Annotated in this window: 13 protein-coding genes; 8 read left to right on the top strand and 5 right to left on the bottom strand. The window is 56.1% G+C overall.

All coding sequences use genetic code 11. From position 1 onward, the window contains the following. Positions 1–28: 28 nt before the first annotated feature. Genes ileS through MY069_RS04575 form a run of 6 tightly spaced genes read left to right on the top strand, consistent with a single transcriptional unit; the run spans position 29 to position 8,383 of the window. A complete protein-coding gene (ileS, locus tag MY069_RS04600) occupies positions 29–2,974 on the top strand; it encodes an isoleucine--tRNA ligase (RefSeq protein ID WP_482795899.1) in 2,946 nt (981 codons plus the stop codon). A gap of 2 nt (positions 2,975–2,976) precedes the next feature. Further along, positions 2,977–3,516, top strand: a complete 540-nt coding sequence (gene lspA, locus MY069_RS04595) for a signal peptidase II (protein WP_482795898.1) — start codon at positions 2,977–2,979, stop codon at positions 3,514–3,516. Positions 3,517–3,527: 11 nt separating this feature from the next. Beyond that, positions 3,528–4,001, top strand: a complete 474-nt coding sequence (locus MY069_RS04590; protein WP_482795897.1) for a DUF3035 domain-containing protein — start codon at positions 3,528–3,530, stop codon at positions 3,999–4,001. A gap of 45 nt (positions 4,002–4,046) precedes the next feature. Further along, positions 4,047–5,408 (top strand): M16 family metallopeptidase, encoded by a 1,362-nt coding sequence (locus MY069_RS04585; protein ID WP_482795896.1) that lies wholly within the window; start codon positions 4,047–4,049, stop codon positions 5,406–5,408. Positions 5,409–5,410: 2 nt separating this feature from the next. Beyond that, positions 5,411–6,796 (top strand): M16 family metallopeptidase, encoded by a 1,386-nt coding sequence (locus tag MY069_RS04580; protein ID WP_482795895.1) that lies wholly within the window; start codon positions 5,411–5,413, stop codon positions 6,794–6,796. Between the two features lie 57 nt (positions 6,797–6,853). Then, on the top strand, positions 6,854–8,383 hold the full coding sequence (locus MY069_RS04575; protein WP_482796678.1) for a BCCT family transporter: 1,530 nt from the start codon (positions 6,854–6,856) through the stop codon (positions 8,381–8,383). Here the strand turns inward: MY069_RS04575 and MY069_RS04570 are convergent. Then, on the bottom strand, positions 8,380–9,687 hold the full coding sequence (locus tag MY069_RS04570; protein WP_482795894.1) for an AAA family ATPase: 1,308 nt from the start codon (positions 9,685–9,687) through the stop codon (positions 8,380–8,382). The genes MY069_RS04575 and MY069_RS04570 overlap by 4 nt on opposite strands. A 142-nt stretch (positions 9,688–9,829) precedes the next feature. Between MY069_RS04570 and MY069_RS04565 the strand changes: the two genes are divergently transcribed. Further along, on the top strand, positions 9,830–11,209 hold the full coding sequence (locus tag MY069_RS04565) for a class II 3-deoxy-7-phosphoheptulonate synthase (RefSeq protein ID WP_482795893.1): 1,380 nt from the start codon (positions 9,830–9,832) through the stop codon (positions 11,207–11,209). A gap of 14 nt (positions 11,210–11,223) precedes the next feature. Beyond that, positions 11,224–12,642: an MATE family efflux transporter gene (locus MY069_RS04560; protein ID WP_482795892.1), complete on the top strand. Its 1,419-nt coding sequence runs from the start codon at positions 11,224–11,226 to the stop codon at positions 12,640–12,642. Positions 12,643–12,665: 23 nt separating this feature from the next. Here MY069_RS04560 and MY069_RS04555 read toward each other — a convergent pair whose 3' ends face one another. The 4 genes from MY069_RS04555 to MY069_RS04540 form a co-directional block, all read right to left on the bottom strand. Further along, complete coding sequence (locus tag MY069_RS04555) at positions 12,666–12,932, bottom strand: HU family DNA-binding protein (RefSeq protein WP_482795891.1); 267 nt, start codon at positions 12,930–12,932, stop codon at positions 12,666–12,668. Between the two features lie 105 nt (positions 12,933–13,037). Beyond that, complete coding sequence (locus MY069_RS04550; protein ID WP_482795890.1) at positions 13,038–13,952, bottom strand: hypothetical protein; 915 nt, start codon at positions 13,950–13,952, stop codon at positions 13,038–13,040. 3 nt (positions 13,953–13,955) lie between these two features. After that, on the bottom strand, positions 13,956–14,543 hold the full coding sequence (locus tag MY069_RS04545) for a hypothetical protein (RefSeq protein ID WP_482795889.1): 588 nt from the start codon (positions 14,541–14,543) through the stop codon (positions 13,956–13,958). 15 nt (positions 14,544–14,558) lie between these two features. Next, positions 14,559–15,584 (bottom strand): NADP-dependent oxidoreductase, encoded by a 1,026-nt coding sequence (locus MY069_RS04540; RefSeq protein ID WP_482795888.1) that lies wholly within the window; start codon positions 15,582–15,584, stop codon positions 14,559–14,561. Positions 15,585–15,697: the final 113 nt, after the last annotated feature.

Below are 15,697 nucleotides of genomic sequence, written 5' to 3'. Positions count from 1 at the left end.
TTCATACGCTGATCCGAAGACGACTGACATGGCCGAGACTGACAAACCGAAAAAACAAGAAAACCCGTACAAGGACACTTTGTTCTTGCCGACCACTGACTTCCCGATGCGCGGCGGCTTGCCGAAAGCTGAGCCGAAGTGGATCGAAAAATGGGATGAAATGAAGCTCTATGAGCGCTTCCGTGCCGACGCCAAAGCGCGCGGCGCTGAACCGTTCATCCTGCATGATGGCCCGCCTTATGCGAATGGCCCGATCCATCTCGGTACGGCGATGAATAAGATCATCAAAGATATCATTGTCCGCAATCACCAGATGCGTGGCTATGATGCCTCTTACCTGCCAGGCTGGGACTGTCACGGCTTGCCGATTGAGTGGAAAGTGGAAGAACAGTTCCGCTCAAAAGGCCGGACCAAGGATGACGTACCTGGCGACGAGTTCCGCCGCGCCTGCCGCGAATATGCGGCGGAGTGGATCGAGGTTCAGAAAGCCGGCTTCCGTCGCTGCGGCGTCGAAGGTGAGTGGGACGACCCGTACTTGACGATGAACTTTAACTCCGAAGCTGCGACCGTGCGCGAATTCTTGCGTGTCGCGATGGGCGGACGCTTGGTGCGCGGCGCCAAGCCGGTCATGTGGTCGCCAGTTGAACGCACGGCGCTGGCTGAGGCGGAAGTTGAGTATCACGACCGCAAAGTGCCAGTGATCTGGGTGAAGTTTCCGGTGAAATACGGCGCGCCTGAGCTCGCTGGGGCTAGCGTCGTGATTTGGACGACCACGCCTTGGACGATCCCTGCGAACCAGGCCGTCTCCTACAGCCCGAATATCGCCTACGGACTTTATAAAGTCGGTGATGTGATGACTGAAGAGGAACTTGGCTTTGCGCCTTACGCGGAAACGGGTGAGTTGCTTGTGGTCGCCGATGCGCTTGCAGAAAGCGTGCGTGACAATGCGAAGATTAAAGACTGGGAACGTGTCTCCGATGTCGACCCGGCATCGTTGAAAACGCTCTCGCATCCTTTGCACGCACTGGATCGGTTCTTTACCCACGACATCCCAATGCTCGCCGGTGACCACGTCACCGATGATGCCGGGACGGGCTTCGTCCATACCGCACCCGCCCATGGTGAGGATGATTTCAATGTCTGGGTCGAGTCTGGCCGTACGACACAGCAGATCCGTCAGATCGTCGATCCGGATGGCTGCTATATCGAAGACGTGCCTGCACCTCTCGGCGGGCTTGATATCATCCGCACCTCCGGCAAGAAGCGCGGCGAACAAGGCAAAGCCAATCCTGAAGTGATCAAAGCCCTCGCCGAAAGCGGCAACCTGCTCGCGCGCGGCATGACGACGATCCGCGACGCACACTCTTGGCGCTCGAAAGCGCCAGTGATCCGCCGGGCTACGCCGCAATGGTTCATCGCCATGGATACGCCTGGCAAAGACGGCTCCAGACCCCTGCGCGAAATGGCGCTTGAGGGTATTGAGCAGGCCAAATTCGTGCCGCCGACCGGATATAACCGTCTAAAAGCCATGGTCGCTGATCGCCCAGACTGGCTAATCTCGCGCCAGCGTAATTGGGGTGTGCCGATCACGCTGCTCGTCAATGAGAAAGGCGAGCCGCACACCGCTGCGTTGCCAGAAACCGAAGCGGCAGCTGTTAATGAGAAAATTCTCGCCAAGATCCGGGAAGAGGGTGTTGAAGGCTGGTTCTCCGCTGAGGTCAGCGACTTCCTCGACGACGCAACTGGCTGGGACAAGGTGAATGATGTGCTCGATGTCTGGTTTGATTCCGGCACCACGCACGCCTTTGCGCTGCGCGATCGCGGCATCATTGACGATGAGACAGGTGTCGCGGACGTCTATATGGAAGGCTCTGACCAGCATCGCGGCTGGTTCCAGTCTTCTTTGCTGGAAAGCTGCGCAACGCGCGGCATGGCGCCGTTCAAACAAGTCGTCACCCACGGCATGATTGTTGATGGCGAGGGCAAGAAGATGTCGAAATCGATCGGCAATACGATCGATCCGGCCGATTTTGCCAAACAATATGGCATTGAGATTCTTCGCCTCTGGACGGCCAGTGCAGACTATACCGAAGACCTGCGTATCTCGGATGAGATCATCAAAGGCGCGGTCGAGAATTATCGCCGCCTGCGTAATACGCTGCGCTATCTGCTCGGCGCGCTGGACGGCTACACGCCAGATGAAGCGGTGCTGCCGGTCGAAATGCCGAGCCTTGAGAATTGGGTCCTGCACCGCCTCGCGGAACTCGATGATCTTGTCCGTAAGGCCTATCACGAGCATGACTTTAAGCGCGTCATGGCGGCTTTGCTGAACTTCTGTTCGGTCGATCTCTCGGCGGTCTATTTCGATATCCGCAAAGACAGCCTCTATTGCGATGCGCCGAGCGACACGCGTCGCCGATCGGCCCGCACAGTGATGGCCGCGATCTTGGAGCGCCTGCTGGCTTGGCTTGCGCCAATCATGCCGTTCACGACTGAAGAAGCGTTCTTGTTAAGCGTTTTTGCCGACCGAGCGGACAGCGTGCACTTGCTGCAATTGCCGGAAACGCCGCTCGATTGGAAAGATGCGGATCTGGCTGCGCGCTGGGAGAAAATCTTCCGCGTTCGCCGCGTCGTGACCGGCGCGATTGAGATTGAGCGCCGCGAGAAACGGATCCGCTCCTCCCTCGAAGCCGCACCGACGGTTTATATCAATGATGCTGACTTGATGGCGGCCTATGAAGGCGAAGCGGCGGAGGATATTTTCATCACCTCACAAGCGGAATTGGTCGCGAGCGAAGCTCCGGCGGACGCGTTCCAATTGTCAGAGGAGGCGAGCGTTGCGGTGCTGCCCGGCCAAGCGAGCGGCATCAAATGCGCCCGCAGCTGGAAATATTTCGATCCGGCGACCGCAGATCCCGAGTTTCCGGATGTGACACCGCGCGATGCGGCTGCTATTCGGGAAGTCAGAGGTTAAGTATGACCAAGCCGTTCCGCTATGCCCTGTTCTTCTTAATTCCGATCATCGTGATCTTGGATCAATGGTCGAAATGGCTGATCCTAAACGAACCAAAGTTCAACGCTTTGGGGTGTTTGGATCAAACCCAGCGGTGCGGCCAGATTGACGTTTTGCCATTTTTTGATCTGACCATGGTGTGGAACCGCGGGATCAGCTTTGGAATTGGACAATCTGAGGGCCTAATGCGTTGGTTCTTGGTCCTGATGACGACGGCAATTGCGGTTGGATTTACGGTTTGGCTGTTCAATGCTGGGCGGCGGTTTACAGGCGTCGCGCTGGCTTTGGTAATCGGCGGTGCGTTTGGTAATGTGATTGACCGCATTCGATTTGGGGCCGTGGTGGATTTCCTCGATTTTAGCGGAATCTTCCGCCCATACTTTTTCAACTATGTTTTTAATGTTGCTGACGCGGCGATTTCTGTTGGTGCGGTCTTGCTCTTTGCTGACCAGTTTCTAATGTCGCGAGAAGAGAATACGGCTGGGGCCGTAAACGAGGAATAGGCGAGGACGCCATGAAGAAAACTGCTTTAATACTCTCTGCCGGTGTGGCGATTGGCATGTTGAGCGGATGTGCATCCCTCGGCGGAACCAATAGCCCAGATGAATTTCGGGTGGTCAAGAAGGCGCCGTTGGTGATCCCACCAGACTATAGCCTGCGCCCACCAGCACCCGGTTCAGGTCAGCCTTTTGAAGTCGATCCGTCGCGCGCCGGTACGGCGTCTGCGTTCGGCGCTGATATTGGACAATCGGCCAGCGCCTCAGAACGTGCTCTGGTTGCTGCAGCTGGGGCCAATGCGGTTAGCCCCGTAATCCGCCAACAGGTGGATTGGGAAGAAGCCAGCATTATCCGCAAATCTGCGAGCGTTTCTGATCGTGTGCTCAGCTCTGACGGTTCGGAACAAGAGACCGAAGATAGCGCCACGGGCGGCGAGGCGATTACGATTGAACGTGGCAGCGGCGAGCGAATTAAGCTGCCCGGGACATAAAGCGCCCTGATCAAAACACTTTGGGGCGCGCAAACGGAGAATGGAATGAAGTATAGGATTTCCGGCGGTTTTGCTGCCCTGGCTTTGCTAGGGAGCCCGGCAGTTGCGGACGACGCAACCAATGCCTGGGCCCCCGAAACGTTTACCCTCAGCAATGGTATGGATGTGGTGGTCTTGCCAGATCACCGGGCGCCGGTTGTCACGCATATGGTCTGGTACAAAGTCGGGGCTGTGGACGAAGATCCGGGCAAATCTGGCATTGCGCACCTGTTTGAACACGTGATGTTCAAAGACACTGACGATTTGGAAGATGGCGAGTTCGATTCCATCGTCTCTAGCCTCGGTGGACAGCACAATGCCTTCACCAGCTGGGATTACACCGCTTATCATCAGCGCGTTGCGAGACAACATCTCGGTCGGATGATGGAACTCGAAGCTGAACGCATGACCGACCTTATCATTGATGAAGATCCGGAAGGCAGCTTCATCACTGAGCGCGATGTGGTCCGGGAGGAACGCCGGCAGCGCATCGATAACAATCCAAGCGCAGTTTTACGTGAGCAAGTGCTGGCGGAGTTTTGGGAAGATCATCCTTACGAGATCACGGTGATTGGGGTGATGGATGAAGTCGAGGCGCTTACGCCCCAGGATGGCATCGATTTTTATCAAAAATACTATTCGCCCGAGAACGCTATTCTGGTCGTCGCGGGGGATGTATCAGGCGAAGAGGTTCGCACCCTCGCCGAAGAGCATTATGGGCTGATCGAACCTTCCGGCTTGGTCGATGGCACACGCAAATGGGCCGACGTCGAGCCGCTCAGCGAAACCCAAGAGATCGTCCACCGCGATCCGAAGGTGCGCCAGCCGGTTTGGTATCGCTATTTTAATGGCACCAGCCAGAAGCGAGATACAGATTTCGCCTATGCGCTCGATGTCGGCCTGGATGTGCTCGGCGGCGGCAATACAAGCTTGCTCTATGTTGCACTGGTCGAAGAGCAAAAGGTGGCTGTGAATGCGGGCACGTTTGCCTGGACTGGCCTTCACGATAATGGACCAGCTGTCATCTATGCGACGCCGAGCCCAGGGGTCACAATGGAAGAGCTCGAGGCCGCCGTCACCGCGGAGATCGCGAAACAATTGGACGCCGGATTCTCTGAAGAAGACGTGGTCAGAGTGCGTAACTCGAAAGCTGCCGAGGCGATCTATGCCAGAGACAGTCAGGAAAGCATGGCTAACTTGTTCGGCAGCTGGCTCGCAATTGGCGGTGAGATCGATACGTTGATGAGCTATCCCGAAGACATGCGCGCCGTCACCCCGGAGCAGGCTTTAGCGGCCGTACGTGCGGTGTTTGCCGATGGAAACAATTACATTGAGGCACAATTGCTGCCCGAAGAAGGGGAGCTTTAATCATGCGAAGCTCAATGATCTTTAGCGGCGCGGCGCTCGCGCTTTCTTTGGCGGCGTGCGCCCCTTCGACAGAAGGCGGCACAGACACTGGCGGTGATGCGGAAGCGACAACACTCGACGTTCAAATCCATGACGGCGAGTTTGCAACGATCCAGCAATTCACCACCCCTGGCGGCGTATCTGTTTGGTTGGTTGAAGAGCCATCCATTCCGATCCTGTCTTTGCGTATGGCGTGGAAAGCCGGCGAGACCAATGATCCGGAAGGCTTAGAAGGCCTGACCAATGCCATGGTCTATCACATGAATGAAGGGGCTGGGGAGCTTGACGCGCAAGCCTTCTTCAAAGGCATGGAAGAGCTGAATATGAGCTTCTCATGCGGGGCGTCGAATGAGAGCACGTTCTGCAATGCGTCCATGTTGACGGACAATGCCGACGCGTCTTTCGATATGATCGCACTGGCCTTTGCCGAGCCTCGCTTCGATGACGGCCCGTTTGAGCGGTTTAAGCGCGAACAAGAGGTTAGCCTGCAAACTCGTGAAACTAACCCGCAATATCTGGCCAGCCGGGCGCGCGCTGAGGCGCTTTTCCCTGATCACGCTTATGCGCGGGAAACCAGCGCTGCGAGTCTTGCGGCGCTGACCCAGGACGCGATGCGGGCGCAAAAAGACAAATTGATGGTGCAAGAGGGAATGCTTGTCACCGCGGTCGGAGCGATCTCTCCCCAAGCGCTTGCCCCGCTTATTGATGAAGCGGTTGCTGGATTGCCGGAGACAAGCGAAACCGCTGAAACAAGCGATGTTGTCCTGTTAGAACCGGCCGCTGATCCGGTTGTGATAGACCTGCCTCAACCGCAAAGCTTGGTGACGTTTGCAGCGCCTGCAATGACCCGCGAAGATCCCGACTTCTATACCGCTGTTGTGCTCAATTACACATTTGGTGGCGGCGGTTTTGAAAGTCGCCTTATGAAGGATCTACGCGTTGCGAAAGGCCTGACATATGGCATTTATACGCAAGTCAGCAGCCAAGAAAAAATCCAGCTCTGGAGCGGAAGTGGGCAAACCAAGAATGAAAGCGCGAGCGAATTCATTTCTGGGATCAAGGAAAACATGTCCACGATGGTCGCTGACGGCATGACCGAAGAGGAGCTGGCTGCGGCGAAAGCTTATCTCACTGGATCTTATCCGCTTGGATTTGATTCTAATGCCAAAATCGCGGCCCGCATGATGGGCGTTCGTTTGGATGAACTGCCGGTCGATTTCTTCGATAAAAGAAATGCGATGGTCGAAGCGGTGACGCTTGAAGATGTGAACCGCGTTGCAGTTGAATACCTTAACCCAGAGAATTTTACCTTCATTGTGGTCGGACAGCCTGAAGGCTTGGACGGCTAAGGTTTGACGGGGTTGCAGCTTTCTAAAGGGGCGCGGGATGGATCCCTGCGCCCCTTTGTGATTCTCGTCCCAATGACGATTTTCATCGCTGCCGCAATTGCTAGCTTGGTCAGTCTAGATGGCTTCTTTGCGGTCGCAACGGCGATGAATGATTGGATCCTCGCGACATTTTCAACCACGATTTCATGGGCGGTGTTCGGCTTTGTTCTGACCTGTCTTGCGGTCGTCTTCTCCCCACTCGGTAAAGTGACGATTGGCGGCACCGGCGCGACACCGATTTTGAAACCCTGGAGCTGGTTTTCGATCACGCTGTGCACAACGATCGCGACAGGCATTTTGTTCTGGGCGATGGCGGAGCCGCTATTCCACCTTTACGACCCAGGCGGTGCAGGGCGAGCCATTGAGGCGGCGAGCGCTGAAGCGCAGCAGTTCAGCTTGGTTAGCCTGTTCATGCATTGGACGATTTCGCCTTATGCGATCTATACCGTCGCCGCGCTGACCTTTGCGCTGGCCTATCACAATTTGGGTAAGCCGTACTCGGTGTCGGGGCCATTCGTGGCATTGCTTGGACGACCCCTACCGAGCCCTGTCGCCGCATTTCTGGATGCTGCCATTTTGTTGGCATTGGTCATGGGCATGGCGGCGTCTCTGGGCGCGGGCATGCTGCTTCTATCGGGCGGCATCGCCGATTTGACGGGATTACCCAGCGGTCCGCTGTCACTGGCTTTGGTGGCGGTCGGAATTGGCCTCGTGGTCTTAGTCAGCTCGCTCACCGGCCTGATGAAGGGCATTCGGGTCCTTTCGGTTACCAATATCTGGTTCTTTTTCGCCTTTATCGGTTTCGTTCTCGTGTTCGGGCCCACGGGTGAAATGCTGGGGCAGGGCAGCAAGGCGATCATTGGCTATGCGAGCGAGTTTCTAGACCGCTCATTGATGATTGGAGCCGCAAGCAGCGACCATGAATGGGCCGAGAGCTGGACCAGTTTCTATTTCGCCAATTGGCTCGCCTGGGCGCCTGTGACGGCGATGTTTTTGGGGCGGATCGCGCGCGGCTATTCTGTGCGCGCCTTTGTGCTGGTGAACCTGGTCCTCCCAGCTCTGTTCTCGATGATTTGGATGAGCGCGTTTGGCGTGTTTGCTATGCAAATTGATCTCACCCAGGACGGGGTGTTGAAAGCGTCGCTCGATGCGAGTGGGCCTGAATCTGTGATGTTTCGGGCGCTTGCCGAGCTTCCGCTCAGCGCCTTGATGATCCCGGTTTTGCTCTTGTTGTCCTTTATCTCTTACGTCACCGCAGCCGACAGCAATACCGAAGCGATTTCTCAGATTTGTAAGGCCCATACGCACGCGATGACGGAAGCCGATGAGACTGAACCCAGCGCGCCGCGGCTCAAGATACTGTGGGTCATTTTGCTGTGTCTGCTCGCCTGGATCATGGTTGCGTTTAGCGGCATTGATGGGGTGCGCATGCTCTCAAATGTGGGCGGGCTGCCAGCTTTGTTTGTCGTTTTGGGACTACAAGCCTGTTTGATCCGGATGATGTTTCAAGCAGCGTCCCTGAATGCGCCGCGAGACCCGAGCGTTTAGGCTTCCATTAGCTGTTTCAATTCACCTGCAATCGCTGTGAGGCTTTGCCGAATACGCTTCAGGCCGCCGCCTCGGCCGCGATGAATAACCAGGCGTTGCCATGGCAGATCATCCGCCTCTGCGCCGCGCACAACTAAATGCCCCGATCGTGGTAGGGCGCTGGCGAGGAGGGATTTGGACAGTGCAAACCCAGCTTGGTCGTCGAACGCGCCATTTCGAGCGTCAGCTTCAAAATTAGACTGCTCCGATCGACCCACAGCATTGAACAGAACCGAGAGGTCAGGGCGCTTATCGTCGCTAATCTGCTCTTGGATGACCTGATTGAGCAATTTCACCCCGCGTAGCGAGTAGATGTCGGGATGCATCGGCGTGAGCACACGATCGGCGGCTTCCAGCGCGCAACGGGTTAAGAAGGTCGCGTTCGGATTGGTGTCGAAAATGATCAGATCATATTCGCTGCGATAATAGTCGATCATGCGCCGAAAGTTAGCGCCGACAGTCGACAAATCGTCGGGCCGGGTCGCAAATGCGTATTTGGAAATCTCAAACTGACCTGAGATTAGATCCAGCCGCCCATCCGGCGCCCCAGTTCCGGTCAAAAGATTATGAGCGATCGTCTCGCGGCCGACCGGATCGAAGGGTTCGGTATTGATGCTAGACCAGCTTTCGCTCGGTGACGTCATATCATAGGCATGCAGTCTGGAACGCTCGAACAAGGAAATGACCGATTTATCACGGGCCGAGCTCGCGTCGGCATACTCCATGTCAAAGAAGGTTTCGGTCAGATTATATTGCGGGTCGAGATCGATCAGAAGCGTCCGTCCGCCAAGGCTGGCATGCCAGGCTCCGAAGACCTGACTAGCAATCGTCGTTTTACCGACGCCGCCTTTTAAGTTCATCACAGAGATGACCGGACAGCGCCGCTCATAGCGTTTCTTCACCGCGTCTACGAGCCGCTCGAGCGCGCCGTCATCCCCCAAGGAGTCAGTGAGCTGATCTGCGAGGGCGGATTTGAAAGGTTTCGACAATCGGGCATTATCGACCCGGATCGGAAACAGTTTCAGCCCGAGCCGCTGCGCTTGATCCAACTGCGCTTCGACAGCTTTGGACCGGATCGAGGAGGCAGAAACCAGAACCACCATCCCAAACGCGCTATCAATCGCCTCTTTTACCGATTCCGGATCGACCTCCTTGCTGCCGGGCGGGGTATACCAAGTCGGTATAGACGCGCGGCGCATGGCTTCGTGGACATGGAGCACTGAGTCCACATCACGATGACCATGAGCGATAAAGAGCTGCGACATTCAGACAATTCCGACTGGGAGGTGTTTTCTATTTGCTAGCCTGATTAGCCCAGATCGGCCACACTTTCATGTCATATCCGCTTTCGGGCGCTTGATTGTCGGTGATTGCCTGTGCATAAAGCGCGACCTTAAGGAGAAACCCATGACCTGGACGCCAAACAGCTGGCGCGACCGCCCAGCGAAGCACATTCCGGAAGACTATCCGGATCTTGATCATCTTGCCGATGTCGAGGCCCGTTTGGCCGCGTTTCCACCGCTGGTATTTGCCGGTGAGGTTCGGACCCTTAAACAGCGTCTTGCAAGCGTCGCGGCCGGTGAAGCCTTCTTGCTTCAGGGTGGCGATTGTGCCGAGAGTTTTAAAGAATTTAGCGCTGACAATATTCGCGACACGTTGCGGGTGATGCTGCAAATGGCGGTCGTGCTGACCTATGCCGCCTCAAAACCGGTCGTGAAAGTTGGTCGCCTCGCGGGACAGTTTGGTAAGCCGCGATCCTCGCCGATCGAAGAGATTGATGGTGTGACGCTGCCGTCTTATCGCGGTGACAATATCAATGGGATGGATTTCACGGAGGCCTCACGGACGCCAGATCCAGAACGTTTGATCAAAGCCTATTCGCAGTCCGCATCGACGCTGAACCTGGTTCGCGCTTTCTCACGCGGCGGTTATGCGGATCTTGCTAATGTCCACCAGTGGATGCTCGGCTTCGTCGATCGCTCACCACTTGGTGAACGGTATCGCGAGATGGCCGATAAGATTTCGGACGCGCTCGATTTCATGCGGGCTTGCGGCGTGACGTCTCAAAGTGTTCCACAAATGGCGCAGGTCGAGGTCTATACCTCTCATGAGGCGCTGCTCTTAGGCTATGAAGAAGCGATGACCCGGATCGATTCCACGTCTGGCGATTGGTACGATACGTCCGCGCACATGTTGTGGATTGGCCACCGCACACGGCAGGTTGATCACGCGCATGTCGAATTCTGTAAGGGCGTCAAAAACCCGATCGGCATGAAATGCGGACCGGGTCTCGACCCTGATGAGCTCATTCGGATCATCGAAACGCTCAACCCGGACGATGAAGCGGGCCGGATCACGTTGATCTCGCGATTTGGCGCGAATGGCGTGGAAGAGGGGCTAACCCCGCTTGCGCGTGCCGTAAAAGAAAGTGGTCGAACCGTTGTTTGGTCTTGCGATCCCATGCACGGCAACACGCTGAAGACCGAGTCAGGCTTCAAAACGCGGCCGGTCGACCATGTGCTCACGGAAGTTCGCAACTTTATCGACGTGTTGAACGCAGAAGGCTGCGTCCCAGGCGGGGTTCATTTCGAAATGACCGGCCAAGACGTGACGGAATGTATTGGGGGCGCGCAGGCGATCTCGGAAGCGGACCTGTCATCAAGATATCACACTCATTGTGATCCTCGCCTAAATGGCGAACAAGCTCTTGAACTTGCCTTCCTGATCGCTGAGAAGCTCCTTGAGATTAAGGACGCCTCCCCAATGCCATCACGTGTAGCCGGATAAGCAGGACTTTTACCATGACCCAGCGGGCATGGCCCGCTTGGGCGCGGGCCTCTGAAATTCTAGACCTTTTGCGGCTGTCAGGGCCGATTGCGATCTCACGTCTATCGTGGATGCTGATGGGCCTGACGGATGCGATCGTGCTCGGCCAAGTGAAAGGCCAAGAGCACGAGCTTGCCTTCATATTGAACTCGTGGCTGCCGATCGGAATCACGCTCGGCTTCGGCATGGGCATATTGCTCGGCGTCCAGGTGTTGACCTCCGAATTGGTCGGACGCGGGGAAGAACACCTGTCCGGCCGTGTGTTTCGGCGGGGGATGGTGTGGGCGCTTGGCATGGGCGTGGTCGTATCTGGGATTGTTTATCTATCGGCGACGCCTTTGTTCAACTTCCTGTTCGTCCAGATCAATCCGAACCAAGAGATAAGCGCGCTGATGACGCCGCAGGAGTTTGCGGATGAGACGGCGCTGATCACTCAGATTCTTTCGCTGAGTCTGCTTGGTTTCATGCTCTCAACCGTGTGCAGTTATTATCTCGAGGCGCTTCGCCGGCCGCTGATCGTGACGATCACCTCCTATCTTGGGGTTGGTGTGAACCTGGTCATCGATCTCGCTTTGGTGCTTGGTTGGTGGGGTATGCCGCAAATGGGCGGTGAGGGCGTCGCTTGGGCGACTGTCGGCTCGCGCTGGGCGATCACAATCGCGCTGATTGGATTTGCGCTCTGGCTGACCCCTGCGATGAAGTCATCCACGCCTCCGCCTGAAGACGAAGCCAAGCGCCAACTCACCGTCGGTGGTGGGACCGCGATCTCCAATATTGCCGAATGGGGCGGGTTCAACCTCACTTACACGATCGCCGCTTTTGTCAGCGTCGCTGCGAACGCAGTGTATGGCTACTCCGTGCAGGTCATGGGCTTCTGCTTCATGTTCTTCTTGGGCATTGGGACAGCGACCAGCGTGCGCGTGGCTGAGCATTATGGGCGCGGCGACATGCAAGGCGTGAAAGATGCCTCGCGGCTCGGCGTGGCAGCGACCTTTGTCCTGGGCGTGTTACTATCGCTTGTGATCTTGGTCTTCAAAGACGGCTTCGCTTTGCTGCTCGTCAATTCAGAGGCGAGCATCGACGGCACCATGCTGGCGGTCGCGATTTCGAGTCTGTTGATCTATGCGGCATTGGCGACGACGTTTGATGGCTTGCAGGCGACGGCCTCTATGGCGCTGCGCGCGCAAGGCATTGTTTGGTTGCCCTCAGCCATCCACTTGGCGTCGTTCTTCTTACTGATGATCCCGCTCTGCTACGTCATGGGTGTTTCAATGGAGCGCGGGGCACGCGGAATGATGGAAGCGGTCACGATCACTTTGCTGGTGGCGGGCGGATTGCAGTGGACCTTGCTAGAATGGAAAACGGCGCGCCGCGAAATGCGACACGCCGTTTAGTAGGATCGCTTTCGCGAGTGACCTTAGATGTCTTTGAGAGCACCAGCTGGTCGGAACGCAGCTGAAGTTTTCTCTTTGATTTTGATGGTCTCGCCAGTCGCTGGGTTGCGGCCTTCACGAGCGCCACGCGTTTTCGCAACGAACGTCCCGAAACCGGCAATAGCGACAGAATCACGGCTTTTTACCGCGCCTGCAATAGAATCAAAAACAGCGTCCACAGCACGGCCTGCCTCGGCTTGAGACATGTCAGCTGCTTCTGCGACTGCTTTGGTCAGTTCACCCTTGTTCATTGGGCTCTCCCTTAATTCAACGGCGGAACTTGCCGTTGGGGGCATTGTTCATGATTCGAATTGGCCGTGAATCCCGAAAAGCCAATAAATACGGGCGATTCAGCCTTATTTTGCCAAAATCCACCCTTCTTCGGTGGTAATTCTGTGGATTTCTCTATCAGAAATTGAATCCGGGGAATCGAACGCGGAGGCCAATTCGCCCGCAGAATCGAGCGATTCGAGGTGTTCTGAGAGGATTCTGACCTGCGCTTGGTCGAGGATTTCACCCGATTTTGGGGTGACTTTGACCGTGCTCGGATAGATTTCAGCGAACACACAATCGATGGAGTCCAGCTTTTCAGCGGTCAGCGACTGAAACCCTGTTTCAAATGGCCAAATTTGTGACCGCGCGATACGGCTGCGGAGAAAGCTGAGTGTGGGGATACCGAGCAGCGCTTGAGACCCGACTGCCCCAGACCCCAAAAGCTGCCAGACCGATTTTGGATTGGCTTTGAAATTTGTCTTGATCCAGCGCTCACAGAGGCGGTGCTCAGCTAAAGAGTCCTCCGCGGAGAAGTCTCCTTTCTTCATTGAGAGAGTCGAACACACCTGGTTCTTCGGGGTGCCCCAAAACGGATGCGGTCGCTGTGAAATGGCATCGTTCAATTCTGCCGCCAATTTGAACCGAGCATTGGAATTGTCGCGACACTCCTCAATCTTGGATGTGAGATAATTGTGCATGGCGCGCCAGGGCGGCGTGCCGTCTTTTTCCAATCCAATCGCGGCGGCTGTGCCAAATGGATAGCCCAGGGCAAAGTCAAACCCAATCAACACGCGATCCCCTCTCGATATCAGTCGATCTGCTAGCTCTGCGATCTGGGTTCGCGCTTCCAACCGCGTGCGAGGATTGCTGGCTGTGAATTGAAACGTGCCGTCTGTCGCTCGTGCCCGAACCCCCACCCATATCGAGTTTGCCCCCGTCACCGGTTTCGCGGCCGCGCTCCAGTCGACAATAATGTAAGCGTCAAAGAGACGGGTCATGGATCAGAAAGTTAGTCCGGCAATCGGCTCTAGCAGCACGCAGATTTGGTCGGTTTCGGCATGTTTGCTTTGTACTGTTTGCAACGCGCCCTCTCGCGAGGTGTACAGTCTGGCGAGTTCTGACTCCAAAAATTGGTGGCGTGTGCTGCTCAAATGGTCAGACGAGGATAGTTCTTTTTCGATCTCGTCGATCTCATCCCAGGACTCGACGAGAGCCGCGAGTGGAACGGTTTCTTCGAGGAAATGAAGGTGAATGGCGCGACGGAGTGAGATGTCCCGAATATCGAAAAGACGCTCTCTATTGCGTTCATAGACGGCGGTTTCGTCGAGCGCTGTGCGAAATAGGCGTTTCGAGACGCCGCCCCATTGTTCCCCGATTTCCAAAGAAGAGAAGGCCCGATCGAGGACCCGATCGGCGGAGGTTAGGATTTCGCCAAAGAACCGGGCCGCCTCACGTTCTTTGCGTTTGCGGCCCAGTCGATCTTGCACAAGTTCCGCCACCATTGCCCCGCCTGTCGCCAACAGAGCTCCAACAATCACCGCAAGCAGCGTGTCGAGATTGTCGATATAGTCGAAGACGGATTGGCGCATGCTGGCGGCTTGAATCTAGCTGAGTTTTACCAGCATCTTACCAGTATTCTTACCAGAGAAGAGCCCCATAAACGCGTTTGGCGCGTTTTCGATGCCTTCCATGACGGTCTCTTCGAACTTCATTTTCCCGCCTGTGATCCAGCTCACCATATCGCGTTGGAAGTCGGGCAGCATGTCGGCATGTGTCGAGACGATGAAGCCGCGAATTTGCAACTGTTTGCCGACGATTTGAATGACATTGTTCGGGCCAGGACGTGGTTCAGTGTCATTATACTGTGAGATCATCCCGCAAATCGCCATGCGCGCGAACGGGCGGGCGCATTCAATCGCCGCTTGGAAATGATCGCCGCCGACATTGTCGAAGTAAACATCGATGCCTTTCGGCGCTGCCGCCTGCAAAGCCGCAAGCAGGCCAGCATAATCGCCTGCTGCCCGGTAATCCACGCACTCATCTGCGCCGAGCGACTTCACCAAGGCGCACTTTTCGTCGCCGCCGGCAGACCCGATGACAGTGCAGCCTTTGATCTTCGCAATTTGAACAACCGCTGAGCCAACTGCGCCAGCCGCACCCGACACGAAGACGGTGTCGCCTTCTTTTAGTTCTGCTACGCGGAGAATTCCGGCATAAGCGGTTAGGCCAGGCATGCCGACAATGCCGAGAAAGGCGCTGTCAGGGAGTCCGGTATCGCCTGGTAGCTTTTGCGCCATCACGACTTCTGGCGCCGCGGTCCAAGCCTCACGCCAACCTGCCATGGATTGCACGAGGTCGCCTTCAGCATAGTCTGGGTGGTTCGACGCGGTCACGCGTCCAACCGCGCCGCCTTGTAACACCTCGCCGATCTGGAATGGCGGGACATAGCTTTCGCGGTCATACATCCGGCCACGCATATATGGATCAACTGACATCCAAGAATTGCGCACTTGGATTTGTCCGGCTTCTGGCGCGGGGACGTCATTGCTGACCATTGCAAAATCATCTGTTTGGGGTTCGCCAACCGGCCGTTTTGCAAGCGTCCAGTCATTTGAAGTGATCGCGGTCATTATAGGTCCTTCCTGAGGTTTCCTTAGCTATGTGGACGATACCGCTTGGGAAGCAAAGAGGCGGCTGAAAGAATTCGCAATGCCTTTTGATGGACCTTACCGATATGTTCAGT

Source organism: Hyphomonas sp. ske169, assembly GCF_056850855.1.
The sequence above is the reverse complement of the archived record's forward strand: the minus strand, read 5'-3'. Positions and strand labels throughout refer to the sequence as shown.